This is a genomic window from uncultured Mailhella sp., assembly GCF_944324995.1.
Lineage (GTDB): Bacteria > Desulfobacterota > Desulfovibrionia > Desulfovibrionales > Desulfovibrionaceae > Mailhella.
The window spans coordinates 47,293-70,642 of sequence record NZ_CALUYL010000014.1; the positions used below are offsets into that span (position 1 = coordinate 47,293).

Genomic DNA, 23,350 nt, shown 5'->3' on the forward strand with positions numbered 1-23,350 from the left:
TATTTTCCCTTCCATTGAAAAGGACGTTGATTCTCCCTGCGCCGCCGAGGTGCCGCGCAACAGCCAGCTGACACATCTGAAAACGGGGATGGTTCGCCATTTTCCCCTCAAGTCAAGAGGAAACACTGATGCAGCACTATTTTGCAGCGTTTTGTCCTGAACATGATGGCCGGTTTAGTGTCCTTTTTCCTGATCTTCCCGATGTCATGACCAGCGGAAACGATATCGACGACGCCATGACCATGGCCAGAAACGTTTTGCGGATCCGCCTCGAACACATCATCAGAGAGGGAGAACCTCTTCCTGTTCCGTCCACGTTTGAGGAAGCGCGGTCGAAAACTCTGGAGCTTTACGAAAAACTGTCCAGACTGCCGGTAGGGGAAGTTTTTTTCCCGCTGATCGCCGCGCCCGATATGGACAGAACTCCGGTCAACATATCGCTGTCGCTGCCGCGCAATGCCGTGCAGGCGCTGGACCGCAAGGCCGCTCTCGCCGGCATGACGCTTGAAGGTTATCTCACTTCTCTGGCATTGTCGTAATGCTGCGGGCCCCTTTTCAGGGGCCTTTTTTGTATGCCCGGCGTCCTGATATCCGCAGGATGAGGTCTTTTCTCGCGCCAATCGCCCCAGCCGATCTTCGAGCGTTTCCTAAAGGCACGAGGGAGCGATGATTGTGTGCCGGAGGATCAAAGCGGCAGGAAAACATTTTGAAATATTTCAGCAAGACTTTTCAACTTGATCTTTTTCTCTGTCAGCGGGAATCTTGAAACCAAGGGATCACCACATTCAAGGAGTCCGTTATGGAACTTTACGACGAAGTAAGGAACGCCCTGAAAAGAAGAGGATGTCCGTGGATTGAAGAGCATATCTTCGAGTTCATGGGGCAGCGCCTTCACTTTGATATTCATGATCTCGGTCAGAACTATCTTTTGAAGATCGTGCATCGCGCCGCGGACCGCTCGGCGTCGGACAAGACCGAACCGTACATCAAAAAGGAGTTTTCTTTGGAAAAGACCGTGGCCAAGAGCGCACTGCGCCGGGGAAGCCTGAAGAAAAGCTGCGAAGCTTTGGCGGACGGTTTTCTTTTCTGGCTGGAGGGCATGTGCTTTACCCCCGTCCCCGTCAAAGAGCCCGTGCCGGTTCGCAGCGTTTCCGGCATTCGCAGGGCGCGGCGGCAACGTTGATTCCGTGAAACGGAGGATGATATAAAGAAAATCCCCGGAGTGTTTGCTCCGGGGATTTCTTTTAACCAAAATCAAACCCTCTCTTGAAGGGATTGTCCTGACTTATCCTGCAAGCCGCCTTGGTCGGCAAAGGCAGTTTCAGGCATGATGACGCCCGTAAAAGGCGAGCAGCAGACAGCCGACGAGCGTGCATGCCGCTCCTATCAGGGCCGTGCTGGCGTAGCCGTTGCCTGCGTCGATGGACAGTCCTCCAAAAAATGCGCCCATGGCGTTGCCGATGTTGAATCCGACCTGTGCAAGCGCTGCGCCGAGCATTTCTCCTCCGCGGGCGTTCTGAAGCAGAAGCATCTGCTGAGGCGCGGAAACGCCGAACAGACAGGCCGTGCAGAGGAAAAGAAGCACCAGTGAAATTATCAGGTACTCTCCGGCGAAGAAGAGACCGAGAAGACTGACGGCCATGATTCCCTGCATGCCGGAAGCTATGGCCGACGAGCTGAAGCGCATGGAGAGCTTGCCGCTGAGGGAGTTGCCGAGCACCATGCCGGCGCCTGCGAAGGTCATGACCAGAGTCATTTTGCTCGGATCCAGACCGGAAACGTCCGTGAGGAAAGGGGAAACATAGCTGTACCAGCAGAATATGCCTCCGTTGCCCAGAACGATGGCCATAAAGATGATCCAGGGCTGAGGCTGGCGAAGAAACCGGAACTGTTCAAGGAAGCCGGAATTTTTGAGGCCAGGCAACTTCGGCACCCAAATGAGCACGCAGATGATGACGGCCAGGCCTACGCAGGCCACGAGGCCGTAGGCCAGACGCCAGGACAGAAGATGCGTAAGCAGCGTGGAGCAGGGCACGCCTCCGAGATTGGCGATGGTGGCTCCGGCAATGACGATGGATACGGCCAGCACGGAATAGGCTTTTTCCACAAGTTTGTCGGCAATGATGGCGGCTACGCCGAAGTAGGCTCCGTGAGGAAGTCCGGCGATGAACCGGGCGGCCAGCATCATGAAGGAATTGGCGGCCAGGGCAGTCATGGCGTTTCCCACGATGAAAAGAAGCATGAGGCCGAGCAGAATGCTTCGCAAGGGACGGGAGCGCGCCACCAGTACGGTGAGCGGCGCGCCTGCACATACACCCAGCGCATAGGCGGAAATGAAGTGACCGGCTTCAGGGATGCTGACCGACAGGCTTTTGGCAACATCCGGGAGGATGGCCATAATGGAAAATTCCGACATGCACACGCCCAGAGTTCCCAGGGACAGCGCCAGCAGACTTTTAAAAACGGGATAGCTGATTTTCATGACAGACTCCCCGCCTAGGGCGGGAAAAGATGTGAAAAAGAAACGCGACGGAAAGCCTTTTCCATCGCCGGAGCCGGCATGTTCGACGATGTCGGCGTTCATCGGCATCTGTAGAGAAGCTTATACTTTTCGTCAAGATATGAAGGACGGGGGGCGGGCCCACGTCCAAGGGAGATTGTGCGATGACGCCAAAAGGCGGTTGGAGTGCCTTGCGGGCCTGGAAAAGCTCATCGGAGGGACACGGAGAAAGGGAAGCGACTTCGCTTGAGACTAAAACGTAAGGGGGATGGAAGGTGACGGTCGGAATGCGTGGCCGCGAAAGATAAAGTTCACTCTCCGGGGAAAGATAGCTCGGTTCAGCACCTTACATGCCGGAGCCTTGTTGTGTCTCCCCACCGTCTCCCTAGCGGCGCAAACAGCTGTAAAAAGACGCAGAGGCTTTTGCGTAAAATAGCAGGAAAAATAATACATTGCAATGAAAGACAGCAAAATGGAACTTTCCACCCTTCAAGTTTCACTGGAAGGAAAAGCTTGCCCCTCCTGCGGCCAGCTGTTACTATGCTTTCATCCCTCTTTTCCTTAACTCACTCTCTGCCATGATTGTCAAAAATCCCGTCGAATCCATACTTGCTCTGGCCGCCAGCGTCTTTGACGCCTATTCCGTCGTTCTGTTTGAAGCGCCCCGCAATGGTCAGGGAGCGCAGATCATGGCGGCCTACAGTCAGGGCGACCACATCAATCAAAATGCAGTCATTCAGCCGGGGAAAGGACTGGCCGGCTGGATATTGCGGAACCGTTCTCCCATTGTGGTGGGCTCCATTGATGAAAATCAGGCCTATCTGGGGTACTACAAGGAAGACTGGGAGCCGGAAATCTGTTCCTTCCTCGGCTGTCCGTTGCCGGACGGCGGCATACTCTGCATAGACAGCTGCCAGAGGCATGCCTTTTCTCCGGAAAAGCAGAAGCTGATTGCCGTGTTTGCCGACATGCTTTCGCAGGTGCAGAGCATGGAGAGCCGTTCCGACGGCGGCGTTTCCGCCGGATATCTCCATGCGCTGGATCACCTTGTCGAGCTGCGTCATAACTATCCCGGCTGGAAGAGCTATCTGAACAAGATTTTTCCTGTGCTCCTGGATGCTACGAGATTTACCTATGTTGCCTTTGCTTCTCGGGTGGAAGGCAGCTCTACCTATATCATGGAAGGCGAATATCCGCCGCTGCTGCTCTCTGGACAGGAAAACAAGGAATTCTCCATTCACAACGACATCATTGGATGGGTGTTCCGCAACGAGGAAGCCGTGTACAGCGACGGTTTTTCCGGTTCCACGCCCGTATTCGGCAAGCGCGAAGGCGTGCCCGCGTTCGGCTGCACGGTATGTATTCCCGTAACCGTGAGCAAGAGCACCTGCGGCGTGCTGTGTCTTGCCATGGAAGAGGCGCGTTCCATCTCAGAAGAACTTAAAATTTTCCTCAGGCTCGCCGCCGATGATCTGGCGCGTCTTCTGGAAGTGCTGTCGCTGCGTTACCGTCTCCGCATGGCGGAAAAGAACGCAAACGGCGGCAAATAGGATAGTTATGGATATCATGCAGCTTTCTGAACGCGCAGGGCGGCTTCTTTCGATTCTGGATGAAAGCGACGCCCTTTTTCTGCGCAATTGGGATCGACCTCGAACCATCCGGCACAAGGGAACGCGCGATCTCGTGACGGATACGGACGTAGCCATTGAGGCTTTTCTCAAGGAACATCTTCGCGACGTCGTGCCCGGGGCATCGTTCATGGCGGAGGAGAGCGCCCTGTCGCTTTCTCCCGAGGGAACGTGCTGGATTATTGATCCTGTCGATGGAACAACGAATTTTGCGCACCATTTCGGCGATACGGCCACGTCTGTGGCGCTTTGGGAAAACGGTCGCGTCGTGCTCGGGGCGGTTTCCGCGCCTGTGAGGGGCGAGCGCTATGTCGCCGAACGCGGAAAGGGCGCGTGGCTGAACGGAAAGCGTCTGCACGTCAGCGACACGACGTCGTGCGCCGACGCGCTTGTTGCTACGGGTTTTCCCTACAGTGTTCATGAAGATATGGATCAGGTAATCAGGGACATGCGCATTCTGCTTGATTCCACGGTAGGGGTCAGGCGCTGCGGCTCTGCGGCCCTCGACATGTGCTTTGTCGCCTGCGGCAGTTTCGACGCCTATTTCGAGGGCTGGATAAAGCCCTGGGACATCGCTGCGGGCTGGCTGCTGGTGGAGGAAGCCGGAGGCATGGTGACGGGCCGTGACGGCAAGCCCTATGTCTTCAACACGCCCATACTGGCCAGCAACGGACTGGTGCATGGGGAGATGCTGCGGAATCTTTCTTTGGACTGACATCATCCGGCAAGAAACTGCCCGCCGTGTCGGGGGAATATCCAGCCGGAGCGTACGGCCCAGATGAGTTCCGGGGTCAGCATTTCCTGCTGATGCAGGGCCAGCCCTTCCAGTTCATACTGATCGACGAACATGACGTCGGCCATGCGGGATCCGTCCGGCACAGGAATGGCGGGACTCGGACCGGCCAGAAAAAAGGATGCGGACAGACTGGTTCCGCGATTGTCGGTATAAGGCAGGGAGCCAATGAGGCGCAGCCTTGTTCCAGAGACGCCGAGCTGTTCGTAAAGTTCTCTGGAGGCGGCGTCGATGGGAGATTCTCCGGCAAAAACGCTGCCGATGGCGGAGACGTCCCACAATCCGGCGTAAAGAGGAGCCGAGGCAGGGTGCTTTTGCAGATAAACCTGCCCCCGGGTATTTTTCAGGCAGACAAGCACAATGCGCCGCAGAAGTCCCAGCCGGGAAGCCGTCTTCGGCGAGGTGAGCATCAAAGGTCTGCCGTAACCTTCCAGAAGTTCGACTAGTTTCTGCAGGCGGGCGGCGGGAAGATCATAAGGGGCGTCGGGCAGGTGCTTCAAAAGAGGACGGAAAGACATTGACGGATTCTCGCAGGGAAAAGGTTCGCTGGCTTGAACTTGAGGATATGCCGGAAACGGCGGCGCTGGAAGCGTGTTGTTTTCCTTCCAGCTGGACGGCGGAACAGTTTGCCGAGGCATGGAAGCAGCGCTGGTTCGCCGGATACGGCATTTTCCGGGAATCTCGACTGCTGGGCTACATTGCGCTGTCGGTGCTGGCCGGAGAACTTGAGGTGTTGAACATTGCCGTTCGTCAGGAAGAGCGGGGCAAGGGGCTCTCTCGACCTTTGATGTCCTTTGCTCTTCTGGATACGCTGAACGGGGAGCATCTGGCAAGAAGAGGGGAAGATCCGGAGGGCTGGGAAAACGGCGTGCTTGAAGTGCGCGTCGGCAACGTTCCGGCAAGAGCGCTGTACGCCGGACTGGGATTTGCTCCGGCAGGCATGCGCAGGTGTTACTATGCCGATGGCGAGGACGCGCTGGTCATGTCGCTGACTGCGGAGGATTTTTGCAACAGTCTTCGGGAAGGAGGCGGCCGATGAGAAGAAAGGACAGGGAAATTACGGAACCAGCACGGATCATCGAGGTCATGCGTCGGTGCAGAGTGTGTCATGTGGCTTTTTTTGATGAAGAATATCCGTATGTGGTACCCCTGAACTTCGGGCTGAGGGAAGAGGATGGCCGAGTCGTGCTGTACTTTCACGGAGCCGCGACCGGTCACAAGCATGACCTTTTGCAGAAGAACAGGCATGTGGCCTTTTCCATGGAAGCGGCGGGCGATATCGTCACGGGGCCGCAGGTGGGGGCGTGCGAGAGCACCATGGAATTTGAGAGCGTGTGCGGCACGGGCGTGATGGAATACGTGTCGGATGAGGAAAAAATTCCTGCTCTGCGCGCCATCCTTGAACAGTACCATGTTAAGGAAGGCGATTCGTATCATTTTCACGAAGAACTCGTGCCTTCTCTGGCTGTGCTGAAACTTTCCGTGCTTTCCATGACGGGAAAAAGACGTGTCGTAGCCCGATGACGGCGCGACGGACAAGACTTCCCTAGACGCGCTGTCGAAAATCAACGGGCATATCCGTAACCGGACCGTCCCCACGGGGAAGAAAAACGGTGAGTACACCGTTGTGCAGCGATGTTCTTACCGGCGCGGAACAGGCATCGTCCATCACAATGTCGAGAGCAAAATCCACGTTGCCGAACTCCAGGGCTCGGACGTCCTTCTTTTCGGCAGGCACGGGACAGCGTGAGCTTGCGGTGATGTGAAGCAGTTTTCCTTCAAGTACTACCTGAAGATTTTGTTCGTTCACGCCCGGCATGTTGGCCGTGATCTGAATGCCGTCCTCGAGGGCCACGACGTCCGTGGCGGGACGCACCTGCGGATAGCGATATTTTTGCGTCATTGTGTCATGTCCTTCTTTTGAGTTCAATCTGGAGAATGCCGTTGCGGAGTGAAATTTCGGCATGCGGCTGCACGGGCGCTCCCAAGACGACGGATCGCCGGAAGCGGCCGCTGTAGCGCTCCTCGTGGAGATAATGCCCCTTGCTGCGCAGTATGCAGCCTTCCAAAATAAGGCGGTTATTGTCCATGGTTATGTGAACGGCGTCCAGATTCATGCCCGGAAGCAGCGCCTGTACCAGCACCTTGTCCCGGCAGCAGTAGATGTTCACGGGCGGAAAGGGAGCCTGTTCCCGTCGGTCATACAGCATGGCCGTGGTGTAGAACAGATGGCCGAAAACGGTAGGACCGTCGGCAAGAGGAAATTTTTTCATGCGAGGCACCTTGCTGTCGTCATGGACGTTGTCGAAAATCCGGCCCGGATCTGACGGAGAAGAGCGTCTGTGCCGGGATCATAAGAGATCCTTTGCAGGCGTTGCCGACAACGTTTTGACGACGGAACGTCTATGGTCGGGCATGTGTTCTCTCCGTCAATGCGAGTCAGGCCTTAGCGTATCGCATCGTCGCGTTCCGTCAATGGCATGATTGACACAAGATTGAAGAGTGATAGTTTCGGAATATGAATATCATCCGCATAGACCTCCATACGCACAGCACGGCTTCCGACGGCACGGACAGTCCGACAGAGCTGATTCGGAAAGCTGCACAGGCAAAACTCGCCGTGCTGGCCCTCACGGATCATGATACGCTTGACGGCCTTGCCGAGGCCGAGCAGGAAGCGGCAAAGCATGAGATCATCTTTGTGCGCGGCTGCGAACTCAGCACGGCGACGGAATGGGGAGAGGCGCATTTTCTGGGGCTGTGGATTCCTCAGAGCGGGGCGAAAACGGCTCCTTTGGAAACGGCGCTGACAAAAGTGCGCGAAAAACGTCGGGAGAGGAATCTGCGCATTGCAGAACGCCTGAGAGCGCTCGGCATTGACGTGACGTATGAAGACGCGGCGGCTCTGGCCGGAGGCCGTGTGGTCGGACGACCTCATTTTGCCGAACTTCTTTGCCGACTGGGCGTGGTGGAAGATCGAAAGGAGGCGTTTCGTCGCTATCTGGGCAGAAACGGCGAGGCCTTCGTGCCCCGCGAACTGATGCCTCCGGAAACAGCCGTTGCTCTGCTGAAATCGGCCGGAGCGCTGGTGTCCATGGCTCATCCGCGACTGCTTCGCGCCCCGGCGGAAGAGCTGGAACGCCTTGTCGTCCGACTCAAAGATGTCGGCCTGGACGCGCTTGAAGCGTATCACAGCGAACACGACGCCGGAGACGTGCGCCTTTGCGTGGACATTGCCGCCCGGCATGAGCTTCAGCTCACCGGAGGTTCCGATTATCACGGGGAGGCCAAGCCGAAAATTGATCTCGGCTGCGGAAGAGGCAATCTTCGCGTCGGCATGAGCGTGTACGAAGAGCTTATGGCCTATCGTCTGAAAACGGGCATGGCTCAGGCCTGACGCGACGGCGTTGATATCGGCTTAATCATGCACAGGCTGAGTGACTTGCCCTTGTCGAATGGCAAGTTCGACAACGCTTCGTCGGAAGCTGCCTCTTTTAGGTCTGGATGCGCGGTCTTGCTGACGCCAGAAAACGTCGGACACAGCGCCGTGATGACTTGTCTTTGCCTGAGGCAGCGCAAATCGTGTGTCTGAAAAAATGAAAGAGAAAATGTTCGGACGGCCGAGGCATGCGCGTCCCCCTCAATTATATTAATTAAGGATGGTGGCGCGTTCGGCACAACCTTTCGGCGATCATCCCATGCAGCGGGGGGGAAAAAGAGCGATGTCTTGCCCTCAGGATGTATTCCGCTCTGCCTGTTGCGAACGCCTTTGCTGCGGCCGGACTGAATTTTTTGCGCGGCGATTTTGGTCAGCACACAAAAAAGGGGAGGATGCCCCCTCCCCTTCAAGAGTTATTCTTCCCAGGCCTTGCCCAGATCTTCGGCAATGACCGTGGGCTGAATGGCTTCTGCTCTGGCTTCTTCCAGCGTGGCTTCTCCGCTCAAAACAAGAATGAAGTCGATGCCTGCATTTTCTGCCAGCTTCTTGTCCGTGCTGAGGCGGTCGCCGGCCATGACCATGTCTTCCCGCCGGTATTTTTTCAGAAGCGGCTGCAGCACCGTGGGATCGGGCTTGCCGAAAATATGCTGAGGCTCACGGCCCGTCGCCACCTTGTAAAGCGCAAGCATGCTGCCCACGTCGGGCAGGGGGCCCTCCGGAGAGGGGCAGACCTTGTCGGGGTGGGTGGCCAGAAAGAGCACTTCCGGATGATTTTCCAGAAGCAGGGCGGAGCGGGACAGCTTTTCGTAGGTCAGCTCCGTATCATAGGCCAGTATGACGGCCTGCGCGCCTTCTTCCTGCTGCTTCAGTTCCGGCATGCGGGAAGCAAGATCGCGGCAGAAGTCCCGGTTGCCCACAATATACGCCGTATCTATGTTGTTTTCCTTCAGAAAATCCACCAGCGGCGTGGTCGGGGAAAGTATGAGATCGAGCGTAGCGGGAATGCCCATGCCGTTCAGCTTCTTTACATACGTGTCCGGAGCCTTGGACGTGTTGTTGCTCAGAAAATGAAAATCCAGCTTTTCCCAGTTGTTCTTGATGAAATCCACTGCTCCGGGAATGGGAATATTCCCGAGATAGACGGTGCCGTCCATGTCCAGAACGACGCAGCGCTTTTCCGATATCTTCATAATGTCTTGTACTCCTGCGAAAATATTGTCGCTGCCTCACGATATACTTTTTCCAGACCTCACGGCAAGGGAAAACACGTTGCGGAATTCATTTTTCAACCCTTTGGGCTCATTGACTTTTTTATACGTCTTGACGCCGTTGATTTAAGAGGTTAAATCAGAAATAATTTTCGTATTATGGTAATTTGTCTCGGATCTTTTTTCGGAAATGAAAATTTTTCTCAGGCAAAAGGGCAAGGGAGGCTGTGTGAAACACACGACTGTAGTCATCATCGGCGGCGGCGCTACGGGCATAGGCATTCTGCGAGACCTCAGTATGCGCGGAGTCAAGGCAGTGCTGCTGGAACAGGGCGGTATTGCTTCTGGTGCAAGTTCCCGCTTCCACGGCCTGCTGCACAGCGGCGGTCGTTATGCGGTAAAGGACAATGAGGCGGCTAAGGAATGCATTGAAGAAAACATGATTCTGCGCCGCATCGGTCGCGAATGCGTGGAAGAATCCGAAGGGTTCTTTGTCCTCAGCCAGCAGGATGATCCCGCGTATGAAAAGCCCTGGGTCGAAGCCTGCGCCAAGGCCGGCATCAAGGCCGAACCCGTGGACGTCAAGGAAGCGCTCAGACTCGAACCGAATCTCGATCCCGGCATCAAGGCCGTGTACCGCGTGCCCGATTCCAGCGTGGACGGATTCCGCCTGGTGTGGCACAACGCCATGTCCGCCAGACGCTACGGCGGCGAAATGCTGACCCATCATGAGGTTTTCGCCATCGATCAGGAAGGTGGCAAGGTGAAGGGCGTCCGCGCCAGAAACCTCGTCAACGGCGAAGAGATATGCATTTCCTGCGACGTCGTGGTCAACGCCGCCGGTTCCTGGGCCGGCAAGATCGCGGAACTCGTGGGACTGGAAGTCGGCGTGCAGCCCGACCGCGGCACGCTGGTGGCGTTCAACCACCGCTTTACGTCCCGCGTCGTCAACCGTCTGCACATGAGTTCCGACGGCGACATCTTCGTGCCTCACGGTTCCATCACCATTCTCGGCACGACGTCGTTCCATGCCGATCGCCCCGACGCGCATGAAGCTCCCACCGCCGACGTGCTCAAGCTTCTCGACATCGGCGAAGTGCTCATTCCCAACCTGCGCAGTTATCGCATTCTGCGCGCCTTTGCCGGAACGCGTCCTCTCTATGTGGCCAAGGGCAGCGCGGAAGGTCGCGCCGCAAGCCGCGGCTTCCATATTTCCGATCATTCGGAAGACGGACTGGACGGCATGTTCTCCATCTTCGGCGGCAAGTTCACCACGTATCGTCTGATGGCCGAAAAGCTCTGCGATCTGGTCTGTGCCAAGCTCGGCGTGAATGCCGAGTGCCGCACCGCCATCGAGCCTCTTATCGCCGATCCTTCTCCCGCCATGCTGAACAAGGCCGCCAAGTACTTCCCCGTTCACAGCGTCCCGCTGGTGGCGAACCGTCTGGGCGACGCCTTCCCCATTGTTGTGGAAAAGGCCGCCGCCATGAAGAGCAATCCCTTGCTCTGCGAATGCGAAATGGTCACCCGTGCGGAAATCGAATACGTGGCGTCCGATCCTTCCAGTCAGTCCATGACGGACGTGCGTCTGCGCACCCGTCTGGGCATGGGCACCTGTCAGGGCACGTACTGCTCGCTGCGCACCATCGGAGCGCTGACCGAATGTCGGGTTCCTTTCCCGTTGTCGCCTTCCGACAACCTGCGCGAATTTCTCCAGGAGCGCTGGAAGGGCCTCCGGCCTGCCCTTTGGGGACTGCAGGCCAGAGAAATGGAACTCGGGCGCGCCGTGTACGCCGCCACGCTGAACATCGACGGAGCGAAAGATGAACAGAAAATCTGACATTGTTGTAGTCGGTTCCGGCATTGCCGGCATGACCGCGGCCCTCACCGCGGCCCAGAGCGGCAAGAGCGTGACGCTGCTCACCTACGGCGCAGGAACCCTGGCCATAAGCAGCGGATGCATTGATGTTCTCGGCTATCAGAACGGTGTGCGCGTGACCGATCCCTTTGAAGCCATGGCCTCGCTGCCTGCCGAGCATCCGTACAGCCTGATCGGCGGAGCGGAGACGGTGCGCGAAGCGCTCGACTGGCTGAAGGGCGTGTGCCGGAAGGGCGGCATCGACATGGCTCACGCGGCGGAGGAGGGCAATCATCGCCTCGTTACCGTCATGGGAACCCTGAAGCCCAGCTACCTCTGTCCCGACAGCTTCAATCCCGAGTGCCTCAAGGATGTGCATCGCGCCGCCGTGGTGACGGTGGAAAACATGAAGGACGTGCATCCCGGCCTGATTATCGAGCAACTCCATCGCTATAAGGAATTCGCCGGCAAGGAATTCATGGAAGCCGTGCTTCCCTGTCCCATCGAGCATGCGCACCGCAACATCACGCCTCTCGACATCGCCCGCCATGTGGAAACGCCGGAAGGCATGAAATGGCTCGAAAAGAGCCTGGCTCCGTATGCGAAGCTGTATCCTGTTCTGCTGCTGCCTCCGATTTGCGGCATGAAGCACAGTCAGCAGATATGGAATCAGCTCTGCTCGGCATTGAAGGTCAAAATTGTGGAAATGGTGTCCATTCCTCCCGGCGTGGCCGGACTCCGCATGCGCGAGGTGCTCAAAAAAGCGCTGAATGCCGCCGGCGTCTATATGGTGGAGAGCGCCGAAGTCGTTCGGGCCGAAGTGGAGGAGGGCGTCTGCAAGGCGGTGTATTCTCTGACGGCCAATGGAGAATGCGGCTGGGATGCCGACGAATTCATCATTGCCACGGGCGGTCTTTTGAGCGGCGGCATTGAAACTGCTCCGGGCAAGGCCTGGGAAAGCATTTTCCGTCTGCCCCTGGATGCCCCGGCCGACACCGAGGCATGGTCGTCTCCCGATATTTTTGGTTCAAGCTTTTTCGCCAGCATGGGCGTCAAGGTCAACAGCGATCTGAAACCCCTGGATGCCGAAGGCAATGTGGCGCTGTCCAATGTGCGCTTTGCCGGACGCGTTCTGGGCGGTTATGACTTTGCCGCTGAAAAATGCGGTCAGGGTGTGGCGCTCGCCACGGGCAGGTACGCTGGTATGCTGGCAGGAAAGGAGTAGGACATGAAGCGCCATATCAATCCCGATAAATGCGTTGCCTGCTCCACCTGTGTGGTGCAGTGCCCTGTTGCCGAAGTGACGTCGAAGTTTCTTGGTCCCCGTATGCTGGGACCGGCTTCGGAACGCTTCCGTATGCTGAACAATGGTGAAGATGATTCGCTCAGCTATTGCGCGAACTGCAAGAACTGCGATATTTCCTGCCCGCAGGGCGTGGAAGTTTCCAATATCAATATGCTTGCCCGCGCGGAATACTGCAGGGAAAATCGTCCTTCGTTCCGCGACTGGATTCTGGCTCACGGCGAGCTGGAAGCCAAGCTGGTCAGCTATTTTCCCACGTTTCTTGTGAACTTCGGCATGGCCAATCCCATCAGCAAGCAGATTCTCGACATGGTCGGCGTAAGCAAAAAGGCCGATCTGCCCAAGTTTGCGTCCAAGCAGTTCCCGGCCATGTTCAAGGAATACAAGCAGCCCGACAACCTCACCAAGCGCGTGGTGTTCTATCCGGGATGCTTCATCAAGGCCTATGCTCCCGAGACGGGCATTGATCTTGTCTGGCTGCTCAATCAGGCAGGCTACCGCGTGGAGTCTCCAGAAGTATTCTGCTGCTGCGGAACTCCGCTGTACACCAACGGTTTTGAATCCGACGCCAGAAAGAACGCCGTCAAGAACCTTGAGGAACTCGCGGCCTGGCGCAAGGCCGGCATTCCCGTGCTGTCTCTCTGCCCGAGCTGCCAGCTCATGTTCAAATCCGAAATTCCCGCCTTTTTCCCGGATCTTGCCGAAAAGATGGAGTCCACGGCTCTCGACGACGCCATGGAATTCATTCTTGGCTGCATCGAACGCGGCGAGCTGGACATTTCTGGAGCGGACACCACGCCGCTTGACGTTATCTATCACGCGCCCTGTCATCTGCGTGCGCAGGGCATCGGCTTCCCCGGCCTCGACATTCTTCGTCTGCTTCCCGGTGTTCATGCCGTCAACGCCGACGCGGGCTGCTGCGGCATCTCCGGAAGCTATGGTTTCAAAAAGGAAAAGTACGACATCGGCATGGCCATCGGCTCCAAACTTTTTGAAACCATCAAGGACAGCGGCATTCGTCAGGTCGCAACGGAATGCGGTACCTGCAAAGTGCAGATCATTCATGGCACGGGCAATCCCTGTGATCATCCGTTGACCATTCTGCGCCGTCGACTGGAAAAAAAAGTTAAGTAATAATTAAAAAATGACGATAAAAAATCCGTCCTTCGTGACCCGAGGGACGGATTTTTTATTTTCGGGCCGCAAATCGCCTCCTGCGCGTTTTTTTATTTTTTCGTACCTGAAAAAGTCATTTCAAACTTGTTTTTGAAGGTTTTTCACAGCAAAAATCTCCAATTGCAGATATATTTACGATAATCGTTCAAAATTTTGTATTTAGTATGGTCTTTTCGCTCAGTATGGTTATCTGAAAAGGCCCTTATTGTGATGTGTCCAGCTTGAGGTGGACTTTCTGCCATCCTTAATAAATCCAACTTTCGCGTCTGAGGGAATAACGTCAGAATCAGAAGAGAAGGGGAGGGCAGTAATAATTTTTCCATTCCTGGTGAGGAACGGCAACGAGAGCTGAGGAGTCCATGACTTTTCTACAGGCTTTCCAGCATGGAAGTGACGGGCGACCTCGTCATGGGATTGCAGGCAGGGGCGAGTACTCTAGAATGGAGTCCTTGAACTTTAGGCTGTTCCAGAAAACAGGCGCGTGTTTTTTCTATGGAGTCCGTGAAAAAATATGGGGTGGATGGCTATTTCAATATTGCGCAGCCGCCATCGAAAATGAAAATAGGTCGAAAATGGGCTGAACAAGGCGTTTCCCGGAGATGACGCTGCGGGGCGATATCAATGTTGTATTCAAGGGCCATGCCCACGAGCTTGCTGAGGGAGACGTAGCTGTACGGCGTCCTCCATTGGCGGTCGATCTGGTGGTGTGCTGCCTTTGGGGTTCAGGCAGAATGTCTTTATCGGGAATCTAAGCAAGCGTCGGAACACTCGGCATGAGGAGAGGTGCAGGGCGGCGCATATCAAAGAGCAGTGTTTTTGAAAACACTTCCGAATGGGAGCGTTCAAGATCCTAGGGTGACCGAAAAGGAAACTAACGCCCCTCCCTGGTTGGAGATGGAAAAAGTCAAAGGTAATTCATTTTCTTTTTTTCAAAGACAGGGCAAAAGTTTTCAATATATTTCCTTTAGTGGTCTGAAAAATCAGGCTTTGGGAAAAGGTGAGAAGAGGGCCCTTTTGGTTTGATATTTTTAGTGCGTTGATATATTTATATTTTGCGTTTGAAAAGTTTACATAATTTACATTATGAGACAAATAAAATAATTAATTATCCGCATCGAGATAATTCCTATTAGGAAACGTTCTCTATTTTTCTATAGGAACCCTTTAAAAAGAAAGTCTTCCGCCTCGAAAATAAAAAATCCGACTTCTATATCAGGAAAGCCGGTTTTACTCCCTAAGTTCGTTGTTTGTTGGACCTGAGTTCGACATCGAAAATTTGGACTTTAGTTGCCGATTCTGCCTGCCTTGCTTTGGCCTGATAAGCTGTTGTCCTGATCTTTCGTCGTTCACAATACGCAGCATCAACCAGCCGTTGGCTTTCGCCAGCTGATCTTCATTTTTTTCCGCCGCCTTCGCTGGGGAGCTTCCCATGCATGGCACTCCCCTACTCTCTCGGAAAATTCCTGTTGTGCATTCCGCGGCCTTTGCCTAGCTTTCCGAATCAACGCCGTCGGACTGTCCGTGCGGTGTGTGGAGAAATCTATGCGGATGATATTCATTAAATTTCAAAGATCCCGCACAGGCTTCACCATTTTTGATTTTGGAAACCTATCCGGGGCTGTGGTAAGCCGGATGTCGAGATGGTACAGATTCTAAGCAGCCTCGATTTATAACATTTTTCACTTTACGACCGCCCTATTGATTACTGGACGAACCAAAATAGTTCCGCGGAGATATTTGCCCGTGATCCAAGAAGATCAAACTATCCGAATGGTGGTCTTTATCGCAAAACTCGCACGAACTTTCGATGCCCCATATGCAGCGGCGTCCACAGCCGGCACCGAGGGACGGCATTTTCTCGTCTGGAGCGAACCATCCGCTGCATTCTGAAAAAGGGAGCCTGCGACGAGAAACGCCCCGCTTCCAGATCAAGAACGTTGAAATCCTCGCAATCAATCCGGGCTTTCATGTGTAGTATCGACGTATGTTGAATCTTAAAGTGATACTTCAGAAAAAGTCCTAAAGCAATCGTATCCTTCTGTAATTGCTTGTTATTATAAACATTATAAAACCTTGCATTGCAGCGACTGCCGAAAGCGCATCCTTCCCTCGGAAGTCCCTGCAACGGGAATAATGCTCATGATGCGTCCCCTCCCGCTCCAGGGACCGTCTAGCAGAATCCTGATATTTTTCGCCGACTTTCATTGCAGGGGCGGCCTTCAACAAATCATCCGCCCTGCCCTCTTGGTCAATTAAAACATAAACGCCCTGTGTTTCCACAGGGCGTTCAGCATAAAAGGATGAGGCCTTTTTACTAGGCTTCGTAAGGATACTTCTTATAGCGGAATTCACCACCGCGAGGTCCGGGGTACTGGCCCTCCTCGTGCAGCTTTCTGACGGCAGCGGACTTATCCGTCCACGTCGTATGCAGAAGGTGATGAGACTTTTCGCTCAGAGGTTTGTCCAGAAACTTCTTGTAAAGTTCCTGCACCTGCACGTTGTCCTGAGAGGCGCGATGAACAAAGGACTTGTCTTCGCGGTACACGCTTGCGATGCGGTCCTGCATATAGTCCTTGAGACTGCGCACACCTGCAACGGCACGACCGGTCCAATGAGCGCCAATAGCCAACGTGCCGGTGATGATGCAGCAGCCACGCAGGAAACCACGACGGGTAATGCTCTTAATAGACATGGTATCTCCTTATGCCTGCTGATTTTCTTCAAGACGCTGTCTGTAACTGGCAAAAAGCTGACCGGTCTTGCGTTCAAACACGTCCCACACGGTAGGCATGATGGGCTGACCGCCGCCGCAGACACAGCCGCCGGGGCAGGCCATGAATTCAATGAAATGATAGGGGCATTCACCCGCACGAACCTTGTTGAGCACGGCGGGGAAGTTCTTGGCGCCATGAACCACGGCAACCTTGACTTCCGTACCTGCGATATTGATGGTCGCTTCACGGAATCCCTGCATGCCGCGAACGGGATAGAAGTCCATCTTGCCGGGCTTTTCGCCGGTCACGGCCTGATAGGCAAAGCGAAGCGCCGCTTCCATGACGCCGCCGGTCACGCCGAAGATGGTAGCACCGCCGGTGGATTCACCCATAAGGGAATCTACGCCGCTTTCCGGCAGATGCGCAAGATCAATACCCGCCTTCTTTATCATATAGGCGAGCTCACGGGTATTGATGGTGGCGTCGATGTCGCGGGTGCCGCTGGAGTGCAGCTCAGGACGCAGTCCTTCATACTTCTTGGCCACGCAGGGCATGATGGAAACCGTATAGATCTTTTCCTTGTCATAGCCTTTCTGCTCGGCGCCGTACGTCTTGGAGAGCGCGCCGTTCATGCCGACCGGAGACTTGCAGGAGGAAAAATGCGGAAGAAGATCGGGATAATACGTTTCGCAGTACTTCTGCCAGCCGGGGCAGCAGGAGGTGAACTGAGGCAGATCCTTCTGAGCCTTGAGACGTTCCACGAATTCGGAAGCCTCTTCCCAGATGGTGACGTCGGCAGTGAATTCAGTGTCCCAGCAGTGGGCAAAGCCGAGCATCTTGAGGGCGGTAAGCATGCGACCGGTGGTCACGGAGCCCACAGGCATGCCGAACGCTTCGCCGAGCGCATAACGCACGGCAGGCGCGGGCATGGCAATGCACTTCACGCTCTTGTCGGCAAGTTTCTTTTCCAGTTCGGGCACCCAGGTCTGTTCTTCATAGATAGCGCCCTGGGGGCAATGAACAAGGCACTGGCCGCAGTTGATGCAAACTTCGGGATGAGGAATGCTATGCACCTTGCCGGACGCGCCGTAAATGGCGTCCACAGGGCAATAGCGCTGGCAGGAATCGCAACCGATGCACTTTTTAGGATCGATCTGCACAAAAGAAAGCTGGTCCGGGTTGCTCCCAACCGCGGGGACATGCGCTTCGTACTGCACATGCTCCATAGTAATACGAGCCATTCAACTCTCCACAGGTAAAAAGTTCGGCCATGAATCCCCCGCATGACATGCGGACAGGTCGGGATACATTGCGTTGTAATACCCTACCCCATTAAACGGCTCTTGTAAATAATCCGACTGATTTTTCCTTTTGTCAGTGCAGCTTTCTTGATGATTTCACACAATATTTTTCCGAGGTCTGAGGATTTTCCCCTCCGTCCGGGCAAGCTTCGGGAGGGATTCTCCACTGTTTCGACATCGGCGTCGACACATATTCTTCAAGAGAGCAACAGTATATTGTTTTTACTCCGGGCAAGGAGACAATTGTTCAAAAGGAGTTATCCACAATATTCCCATATCTCACAGCAAAATAAAAAAAAGGCGCCGCAAAAACCCGACGCCTTGCATGAATCGGAAGTCAAAAAAATTTACTTAGCGGGCACTACTGCGCCTTCATACTTGTCGTTCATGAACTTCTTTATTTCGTCGCTCTTCAGAACTTCCGCCAGATCCTTCAGCTCGGGGCGCTGCTCGTCGCCTTCGCGCACGGCCAGGATGTTGGCATAGGTGGTGGCGGCAATGGAATCCGCCGTTTCCGCAGCCAGGGCGTCCTTCACCTTGAGGCCGCCGAGAATCGCATAGTTGCCGTTGATGGTGGCAAAGTCAACGTCGGGCAGGGAACGCACCAGCTGCGCGGCTTCAAGTTCCTCGATCTTCAGCTTTCTGGGATTCTCCACAATATCGCGACGGGTAGCGGTCAGACCTGCGCCGTCCTTCAGCTTGATGAGGCCGTTGGACTGCAGAAGAAGCAGCGCGCGGGCTTCGTTGGTGGTGTCGTTGGGCACGGCCACCACGGCGCCGTTTTTGAGATCCTTCAGGGCCTTGGTCCTTCCGGCGTAAATGCCGAAGGGTTCATAATGCACGGAAGCGATGGAAACCAGCTTCGTACCCTTTTCCTTATTGAAGTCGGAGAGATAGGGTTGATGCTGGAAGTAGTTGGCGTCGAGTTCTCCGGCATCGAGCGCCATGTTGGGCTGCACGTAGTCGGCGTACTCGACTATTTTAAGTTCGTGCCCTCTGGCCTTCATCAGCGGAACGGCGGCCTTGAGGATTTCGGCATGAGGGGTGGGAGACGCGCCGACCTTGACCTCGGCGGCTTCGGCCTGAATAAACGCTCCTGCGAAGGCGATGGAAAGCAGCGCTGAACAAAGAACGGGGCAGAGTTTCATGAGTACCTCTCTGAGTTCCGGTGCGGATGCACCAATTAGGATAAGCGCTTGTCAGAGCGCTTTGTCGCCCAGTTGCCCAGCATCTGGAACAACTGAACGATAACGATGAGAAGAATGATGGTGGCGAACATGATGTCCGTCTGATAGCGGTTGTAGCCGTACATGATGGCGAGCTTGCCGAGACCGCCGCCGCCGACCGCGCCGGACATGGCCGAATATCCCAGAATGGTGATGGCCGCCACGGCGCTGCCGTTGAGCAGGGAAGGCAGGGCTTCCGGCAGCAGCACCTTGACGATGATCTGCCAGGTGGACGCTCCCATGGACTGCGCGGCTTCCACCACGCCACCGTCGACTTCAAGCAACGAGGCCTCGATGAGCCTTGCGACAAAGGGAGCCGCCGCAATGACCAGAGGAACCACGGTGGCATTGTTGCCGATGGTGGTTCCCACGAGGAAGCGGGTGAACGGAATGACGGCGATCATCAGAATAAGGAAGGGGAAAGAACGGGTCAGGTTCACCACCATGTCGAGCACGGCGTAGAACACGGGGTGCGGAGCTATGCCGTCCTTGCGGCAAATGACCAGGAGCACGCCCATGACCATGCCGAACACATAGGAAAGCACCGTGGACACAACGGTCATATACAGGGTGTCGAGCACGCCTTCCCACAGCATTTCCACAAGCTGCGCATCAAACATGATTCATGTCCTCCAGTTCAAGGCCGCGGGAAGCGGCAAATGCGCGGATTCGTTCACAGGCAACTTCGTCGTCGGGGAGCTGCATCACCATCTGCCCGCAGACGACGCCGTCTATTTCGCGCAGATCGGAGTACAGAATACTGAGCGGCTTGCCGCAGTCGAGGATCATGTTGCCGATGATGGGCTCCAGCGTGCTGCTGCCGTTGAACACGATGCGCACCACTCTTTCCTGCGGCAGTTTTTCCGGTTTGATGGCTTCAGGAATGACCATGGTCCGGGCGGCTTCCGTGCGGGGGTGATAAAAGACTTCTTCCACCGGACCGGTTTCCGCAATCTTGCCGCCGGCAATGATGGCGACATGGCTGCATATTTTTTCGATCACGCTCATTTCGTGCGTGATGATGACGGCCGTGATGCCCAGACGCTGATTGATATCCTTAATAAGAGAAAGAATGGATTCCGTCGTGCTGGGATCAAGGGCGGACGTGGCTTCGTCGCAAAGCAGCACCTTGGGATCGGACGCCAGCGCTCTGGCGATGGCCACGCGCTGTTTCTGCCCGCCGGAAAGCTGAGAGGGGTAAGAATTCGCTCTGTCGGCCAGTCCCACGAGTTCCAGGAGTTCCGCGGCTCGGCGACGGGCCTTGTCCTTGGGCGTACCCACGAGTTCCATGGGGAAGCAGACGTTTTCCGCAGCCGTACGCTGCATGAGCAGGTTGAACTGCTGAAAGATCATGCCCATGGAACGGCGGGCCTGACGCAGTTCTCTGTCGCCGAGGCGGCAGAGGTCCTTGCCTTCAAAGAGCACCTGTCCGCCCGTCGGGCGCTCAAGCATATTGATGCAGCGCACCAGCGTGGACTTGCCTGCTCCGCTTCTGCCTATGATTCCGAAAATATCACCTTGATTGATGTCAAGGTTAATGCCCTGCAGGGCATAGACTTCAGAATTCTTGCTCTGGAATTTTTTTTCCAGGTTGCAGATTCTGATGATGGGCTCCGCCATGACTCACTCCACCCGCGTTTGCGGGAAAAAATATGTCCTTCGCATAGAAAGACGTATGAGCTTAGCCTGTTTTTCTTCTTTTGTGAATAGAAATATCTCGCCCTCCCTTACGCCTCTGTACTTTCTTTCTGTTCGTGGTTAAAATATCGAACATCGCCGAGGCCGTTTCTCTGAAAGCGGACTCATCTGAATGGAGTATGTAATGGCATCCGTCAAAAAAACCAATGCCGCCCGCACGCTGGACAAACTTGGCATTCCCTACGAACTGAACAGTTACCCTGTTGATGTTGATGATCTGTCGGCAACGCATGTCGCCGAGAGCATGGGGGTTGATCCCTCCTGCGTTTTTAAAACGCTGGTCACGCGCGGACATCCGAACGGCATTGCTCTGGCCGTGCTTCCCGGCAATGCGGAGCTGGATCTCAAGAAGCTGGCCGCCGTCTTTCACGACAAAAGCGCAGAAATGGTGCCGCTCAAGGAAGTGCTTCCCCTGACGGGATATATTCGCGGGGGCTGTTCTCCCGTGGGCACCAAGAAGGCCTATCCCGTGTGCATCGACGAAACGGCCGTGCTGTTCGATAAAATTTACGTGTCCGCCGGGCAGCGTGGTCTGCAGTTCGTCATTGCCCCGGATGATCTGGCCAAAGCCGTGGACGCGGTATTTGCCGACATCGTGATGAGCTGACGTCATGCATCTCGTTCTGCTTACTGAAATAGCCGACGCGCTGGAACGCTCTCTTCCTCCGCGCGAAGCCCTGCAGCTGACGCTCCAGATCATGTCCAGACACCTGGCCATGAAGCGGGCCGCCATCTGCCTGACGGAGCCGGACAACAGCGAGGTGCGCATTTATGCGTCACTGGGATTTTCTGCGGCCGAACAGGCCCGCGGACACTACGCCATAGGCGAAGGCATCACGGGCCGGGTCATTGCCAGCGGCCGCCCGGAAATCGTTCCCGACGTGGCCGACGACGCCCGCTTTCTGAACAGAACAAGAGCACGGAACCTGCGCAAGGAACACACGGCCTTCATTTGCGTGCCCATCCGTCTGGACGATCAGGTGGTGGGGGCGCTGGCCGTGGATCGACGCGTGGGAGCGAGGGAAACGCTGGACGATCAGAGCCGCATGCTGACGATCATTGCCGGACTGCTTTCCCACACGGCGGGACAATGCCGGGCGCAGCTGGCGTCGCCTGCGAAAAAGAAGCCGTCCGAGCCTTCCGACGGACGCATTCAGGGCTTCATCGGCCAGTCGGAGAGCATGAATCTCGTCTTTACCCGCATCCGTCAGGCGGCGCCCTCTTCGGCCACCGTTCTTTTGCGCGGCGAAAGCGGCACCGGCAAGGAACTTGCCGCCCATGCCATTCACGAAGCCAGCGGACGAAGCAAAAATCCTTTCATTTCGCTGAACTGCGCTGCGCTTCCGGACAGTCTGGTGGAAAGCGAGCTGTTCGGCCACGAACGCGGCGCATTTACCGGCGCAACGGGCGTTCGCAAGGGGCGTTTTGAACTGGCCGACACCGGCACCCTGTTTCTCGACGAAGTGGGAGAACTCAGTCTGGCCATGCAGGCAAAGCTTCTGCGCGTCATTCAGGAACGCAGTTTCGAGCGTCTTGGAGGCATGGAAAGCATTCAGGTGGACGTGCGTCTCATTGCGGCGACCAACCGCGACCTTGAGCAGATGGTCAAGGACGGCACCTTCCGCAAGGACCTCTACTACCGCCTCAATGTTTTTCCCATTCAGCTGCCGCCGCTCAGGGACAGGCAGGAGGACATTCTGTCTCTTGCGGCGTACTTCGTAAAAAAATACAGCGAAGCCAACGGAAAAACCGGGGTGCGTCTTTCGCTTTCCGCCATGGAGATGCTGCAGCGTTACCGCTGGCCGGGCAACATCCGCGAGCTGGAAAACGTCATTGAGCGCGCCGTGCTTCTGGTCAGTGAGGAAGGACTTATTCTGCCGCTGCATCTTCCGCCCAACCTTCACAGCGCGGGATGCCCCTACAGCGAAAAGGACGGCAGCGACGCGCCCCCGGCCATGGGCTCGCTGCAACAGCGTCTGGATGAAATGGAGCGGGCCTACATCATTGAGGCGCTCTCGCATTTTCACGGCCATCTCGGTCAGGCGGCCCGGGCTCTCGGGCTGACGGAAAGAATGATGGCCCTGCGCATGAAGAAATACGGGATTACCTACAAGGCCTTCCGCACGTCAAGCTGATCGACGCCGACGTGACTAACGATAGTTGTTTTCCCGGACAGGACGACAGGGAAAGCGTCTCTTCGGAGGATGCTTTCCGAACTACGTCTGCCGAGGATGAACGATGGCGTCTGCATCAAACGGCTTTCGCGTTTGACCTGCCCCAAAAAATCCAATAAAATCCCAGTGTCTTCCCCACCCGCGTGGGGGTGTTTCCGCGGCCAGCGACGCCGGCTACTTCGGCGTGGGGTCTTCCCCACCCGCGTGGGGGTGTTTCATATCCACAGCAGCATGTTTTCTCCCTGATCGAGTCTTCCCCACCCGCGTGGGGGTGTTTCTCTTCTATTTTTCGGCAGTGTGTGCAGATGTTCGTCTTCCCCACCCGCGTGGGG

At 55.7% G+C, this 23,350-nt stretch carries 22 protein-coding genes; 12 read left to right on the forward strand and 10 right to left on the reverse strand.

Annotation, left to right across the window (positions count from 1 at the left end):
- Positions 1 to 128 precede the first annotated feature (128 nt).
- The gene (locus Q0K02_RS07280; protein ID WP_294486753.1) at positions 129 to 539 is read left to right on the forward strand and encodes a type II toxin-antitoxin system HicB family antitoxin; all 411 of its coding nucleotides are present in this window, start codon (positions 129 to 131) and stop codon (positions 537 to 539) included.
- A gap of 260 nt (positions 540 to 799) precedes the next feature.
- Entirely contained in the window at positions 800 to 1,183 is a 384-nt protein-coding gene (locus tag Q0K02_RS07285; protein ID WP_294486756.1) for a hypothetical protein, read from the forward strand.
- A 138-nt stretch (positions 1,184 to 1,321) separates the two neighbouring features.
- On the opposite strand, the gene Q0K02_RS07290 is transcribed toward Q0K02_RS07285, so the two are convergent.
- A complete protein-coding gene (locus Q0K02_RS07290) occupies positions 1,322 to 2,482 on the reverse strand; it encodes an MFS transporter (RefSeq protein WP_294486758.1) in 1,161 nt (386 codons plus the stop codon).
- Positions 2,483 to 3,078: 596 nt separating this feature from the next.
- On the opposite strand from Q0K02_RS07290, the gene Q0K02_RS07295 reads away from it, so the two are divergent.
- Entirely contained in the window at positions 3,079 to 4,050 is a 972-nt protein-coding gene (locus Q0K02_RS07295; RefSeq protein ID WP_294486760.1) for a GAF domain-containing protein, read from the forward strand.
- 7 nt (positions 4,051 to 4,057) lie between these two features.
- The gene (locus Q0K02_RS07300; RefSeq protein WP_294486763.1) at positions 4,058 to 4,843 is read left to right on the forward strand and encodes an inositol monophosphatase family protein; all 786 of its coding nucleotides are present in this window, start codon (positions 4,058 to 4,060) and stop codon (positions 4,841 to 4,843) included.
- A gap of 2 nt (positions 4,844 to 4,845) precedes the next feature.
- Here the strand turns inward: Q0K02_RS07300 and Q0K02_RS07305 are convergent, their stop codons facing one another.
- Positions 4,846 to 5,439, reverse strand: a complete 594-nt coding sequence (locus tag Q0K02_RS07305; RefSeq protein WP_294486765.1) for an NUDIX domain-containing protein — start codon at positions 5,437 to 5,439, stop codon at positions 4,846 to 4,848.
- Between Q0K02_RS07305 and Q0K02_RS07310 the strand changes: the two genes are divergently transcribed.
- Positions 5,439 to 5,960, forward strand: a complete 522-nt coding sequence (locus Q0K02_RS07310) for a GNAT family N-acetyltransferase (RefSeq protein WP_294486769.1) — start codon at positions 5,439 to 5,441, stop codon at positions 5,958 to 5,960. The two genes, Q0K02_RS07305 and Q0K02_RS07310, sit on opposite strands and share 1 nt — an antisense overlap.
- Positions 5,957 to 6,445, forward strand: coding sequence for a pyridoxamine 5'-phosphate oxidase family protein (locus tag Q0K02_RS07315; protein ID WP_294486771.1), 489 nt, complete (start codon positions 5,957 to 5,959; stop codon positions 6,443 to 6,445). The genes Q0K02_RS07310 and Q0K02_RS07315 overlap by 4 nt, the downstream gene beginning before the upstream one ends.
- 22 nt (positions 6,446 to 6,467) lie before the next feature.
- On the opposite strand, the gene Q0K02_RS07320 is transcribed toward Q0K02_RS07315, so the two are convergent.
- Positions 6,468 to 6,824, reverse strand: coding sequence for an Hsp20 family protein (locus tag Q0K02_RS07320; protein WP_294486772.1), 357 nt, complete (start codon positions 6,822 to 6,824; stop codon positions 6,468 to 6,470).
- 4 nt (positions 6,825 to 6,828) lie between these two features.
- Positions 6,829 to 7,194, reverse strand: a complete 366-nt coding sequence (locus Q0K02_RS07325) for an Hsp20/alpha crystallin family protein (protein ID WP_294486775.1) — start codon at positions 7,192 to 7,194, stop codon at positions 6,829 to 6,831.
- A 245-nt stretch (positions 7,195 to 7,439) separates the two neighbouring features.
- Between Q0K02_RS07325 and Q0K02_RS07330 the strand changes: the two genes are divergently transcribed.
- Positions 7,440 to 8,318, forward strand: coding sequence for a PHP domain-containing protein (locus Q0K02_RS07330; RefSeq protein ID WP_294486778.1), 879 nt, complete (start codon positions 7,440 to 7,442; stop codon positions 8,316 to 8,318).
- Positions 8,319 to 8,773: 455 nt separating this feature from the next.
- Here Q0K02_RS07330 and Q0K02_RS07335 read toward each other — a convergent pair whose 3' ends face one another.
- Complete coding sequence (locus Q0K02_RS07335) at positions 8,774 to 9,550, reverse strand: HAD-IIA family hydrolase (RefSeq protein ID WP_294486781.1); 777 nt, start codon at positions 9,548 to 9,550, stop codon at positions 8,774 to 8,776.
- Positions 9,551 to 9,797: 247 nt separating this feature from the next.
- Here Q0K02_RS07335 and glpA point away from each other — a divergent pair, with 247 nt between their 5' ends.
- Genes glpA through Q0K02_RS07350 form a run of 3 tightly spaced genes read left to right on the forward strand, consistent with a single transcriptional unit; the run spans position 9,798 to position 13,863 of the window.
- Positions 9,798 to 11,408 (forward strand): anaerobic glycerol-3-phosphate dehydrogenase subunit GlpA, encoded by a 1,611-nt coding sequence (gene glpA / locus Q0K02_RS07340; protein ID WP_294486782.1) that lies wholly within the window; start codon positions 9,798 to 9,800, stop codon positions 11,406 to 11,408.
- Positions 11,392 to 12,651 carry an anaerobic glycerol-3-phosphate dehydrogenase subunit GlpB gene (glpB, locus tag Q0K02_RS07345; RefSeq protein ID WP_294486784.1) on the forward strand — a complete coding sequence of 420 codons (1,260 nt, stop codon included), beginning with the start codon at positions 11,392 to 11,394 and terminating at the stop codon, positions 12,649 to 12,651. Before glpA ends, glpB begins: the two co-directional genes overlap by 17 nt.
- A gap of 3 nt (positions 12,652 to 12,654) precedes the next feature.
- A complete protein-coding gene (locus Q0K02_RS07350; RefSeq protein WP_294486787.1) occupies positions 12,655 to 13,863 on the forward strand; it encodes an anaerobic glycerol-3-phosphate dehydrogenase subunit C in 1,209 nt (402 codons plus the stop codon).
- A 2,356-nt stretch (positions 13,864 to 16,219) separates the two neighbouring features.
- On the opposite strand, the gene Q0K02_RS07355 is transcribed toward Q0K02_RS07350, so the two are convergent.
- From Q0K02_RS07355 to Q0K02_RS07375, 5 genes are all read right to left on the reverse strand, one after another.
- Positions 16,220 to 16,597 (reverse strand): iron hydrogenase small subunit, encoded by a 378-nt coding sequence (locus Q0K02_RS07355; RefSeq protein WP_294486790.1) that lies wholly within the window; start codon positions 16,595 to 16,597, stop codon positions 16,220 to 16,222.
- 9 nt (positions 16,598 to 16,606) lie between these two features.
- Entirely contained in the window at positions 16,607 to 17,860 is a 1,254-nt protein-coding gene (locus Q0K02_RS07360) for a [FeFe] hydrogenase, group A (protein WP_294486793.1), read from the reverse strand.
- A 407-nt stretch (positions 17,861 to 18,267) separates the two neighbouring features.
- Complete coding sequence (locus Q0K02_RS07365; RefSeq protein ID WP_294486796.1) at positions 18,268 to 19,068, reverse strand: MetQ/NlpA family ABC transporter substrate-binding protein; 801 nt, start codon at positions 19,066 to 19,068, stop codon at positions 18,268 to 18,270.
- A gap of 35 nt (positions 19,069 to 19,103) precedes the next feature.
- Positions 19,104 to 19,766, reverse strand: a complete 663-nt coding sequence (locus Q0K02_RS07370) for a methionine ABC transporter permease (protein ID WP_294486799.1) — start codon at positions 19,764 to 19,766, stop codon at positions 19,104 to 19,106.
- Entirely contained in the window at positions 19,759 to 20,766 is a 1,008-nt protein-coding gene (locus Q0K02_RS07375) for an ATP-binding cassette domain-containing protein (RefSeq protein WP_294486802.1), read from the reverse strand. The genes Q0K02_RS07370 and Q0K02_RS07375 overlap by 8 nt, the downstream gene beginning before the upstream one ends.
- Before the next feature lie 202 nt (positions 20,767 to 20,968).
- Here Q0K02_RS07375 and ybaK point away from each other — a divergent pair, with 202 nt between their 5' ends.
- Positions 20,969 to 21,451 carry a Cys-tRNA(Pro) deacylase gene (gene ybaK / locus Q0K02_RS07380; RefSeq protein ID WP_294486805.1) on the forward strand — a complete coding sequence of 161 codons (483 nt, stop codon included), beginning with the start codon at positions 20,969 to 20,971 and terminating at the stop codon, positions 21,449 to 21,451.
- Positions 21,452 to 21,455: 4 nt separating this feature from the next.
- Complete coding sequence (locus Q0K02_RS07385) at positions 21,456 to 22,979, forward strand: sigma 54-interacting transcriptional regulator (RefSeq protein WP_294486809.1); 1,524 nt, start codon at positions 21,456 to 21,458, stop codon at positions 22,977 to 22,979.
- Positions 22,980 to 23,350: the final 371 nt, after the last annotated feature.

Bases quoted from the DNA above. Each gene is read 5' to 3' on its own strand.
- Q0K02_RS07280 (WP_294486753.1), top strand. From the start codon at position 129: ATGCAGCACTATTTTGCAGCGTTTTGTCCTGAACATGATGGCCGGTTT.
- Q0K02_RS07285 (WP_294486756.1), top strand. From the start codon at position 800: ATGGAACTTTACGACGAAGTAAGGAACGCCCTGAAAAGAAGAGGATGT.
- Q0K02_RS07290 (WP_294486758.1), bottom strand. From the start codon at position 2,482: ATGAAAATCAGCTATCCCGTTTTTAAAAGTCTGCTGGCGCTGTCCCTG.
- Q0K02_RS07295 (WP_294486760.1), top strand. From the start codon at position 3,079: ATGATTGTCAAAAATCCCGTCGAATCCATACTTGCTCTGGCCGCCAGC.
- Q0K02_RS07300 (WP_294486763.1), top strand. From the start codon at position 4,058: ATGGATATCATGCAGCTTTCTGAACGCGCAGGGCGGCTTCTTTCGATT.
- Q0K02_RS07305 (WP_294486765.1), bottom strand. From the start codon at position 5,439: ATGTCTTTCCGTCCTCTTTTGAAGCACCTGCCCGACGCCCCTTATGAT.
- Q0K02_RS07315 (WP_294486771.1), top strand. From the start codon at position 5,957: ATGAGAAGAAAGGACAGGGAAATTACGGAACCAGCACGGATCATCGAG.
- Q0K02_RS07320 (WP_294486772.1), bottom strand. From the start codon at position 6,824: ATGACGCAAAAATATCGCTATCCGCAGGTGCGTCCCGCCACGGACGTC.
- Q0K02_RS07325 (WP_294486775.1), bottom strand. From the start codon at position 7,194: ATGAAAAAATTTCCTCTTGCCGACGGTCCTACCGTTTTCGGCCATCTG.
- Q0K02_RS07330 (WP_294486778.1), top strand. From the start codon at position 7,440: ATGAATATCATCCGCATAGACCTCCATACGCACAGCACGGCTTCCGAC.
- Q0K02_RS07335 (WP_294486781.1), bottom strand. From the start codon at position 9,550: ATGAAGATATCGGAAAAGCGCTGCGTCGTTCTGGACATGGACGGCACC.
- glpB (WP_294486784.1), top strand. From the start codon at position 11,392: ATGAACAGAAAATCTGACATTGTTGTAGTCGGTTCCGGCATTGCCGGC.
- Q0K02_RS07350 (WP_294486787.1), top strand. From the start codon at position 12,655: ATGAAGCGCCATATCAATCCCGATAAATGCGTTGCCTGCTCCACCTGT.
- Q0K02_RS07355 (WP_294486790.1), bottom strand. From the start codon at position 16,597: ATGTCTATTAAGAGCATTACCCGTCGTGGTTTCCTGCGTGGCTGCTGC.
- Q0K02_RS07360 (WP_294486793.1), bottom strand. From the start codon at position 17,860: ATGGCTCGTATTACTATGGAGCATGTGCAGTACGAAGCGCATGTCCCC.
- Q0K02_RS07365 (WP_294486796.1), bottom strand. From the start codon at position 19,068: ATGAAACTCTGCCCCGTTCTTTGTTCAGCGCTGCTTTCCATCGCCTTC.
- Q0K02_RS07370 (WP_294486799.1), bottom strand. From the start codon at position 19,766: ATGTTTGATGCGCAGCTTGTGGAAATGCTGTGGGAAGGCGTGCTCGAC.
- Q0K02_RS07375 (WP_294486802.1), bottom strand. From the start codon at position 20,766: ATGGCGGAGCCCATCATCAGAATCTGCAACCTGGAAAAAAAATTCCAG.
- ybaK (WP_294486805.1), top strand. From the start codon at position 20,969: ATGGCATCCGTCAAAAAAACCAATGCCGCCCGCACGCTGGACAAACTT.
- Q0K02_RS07385 (WP_294486809.1), top strand. From the start codon at position 21,456: ATGCATCTCGTTCTGCTTACTGAAATAGCCGACGCGCTGGAACGCTCT.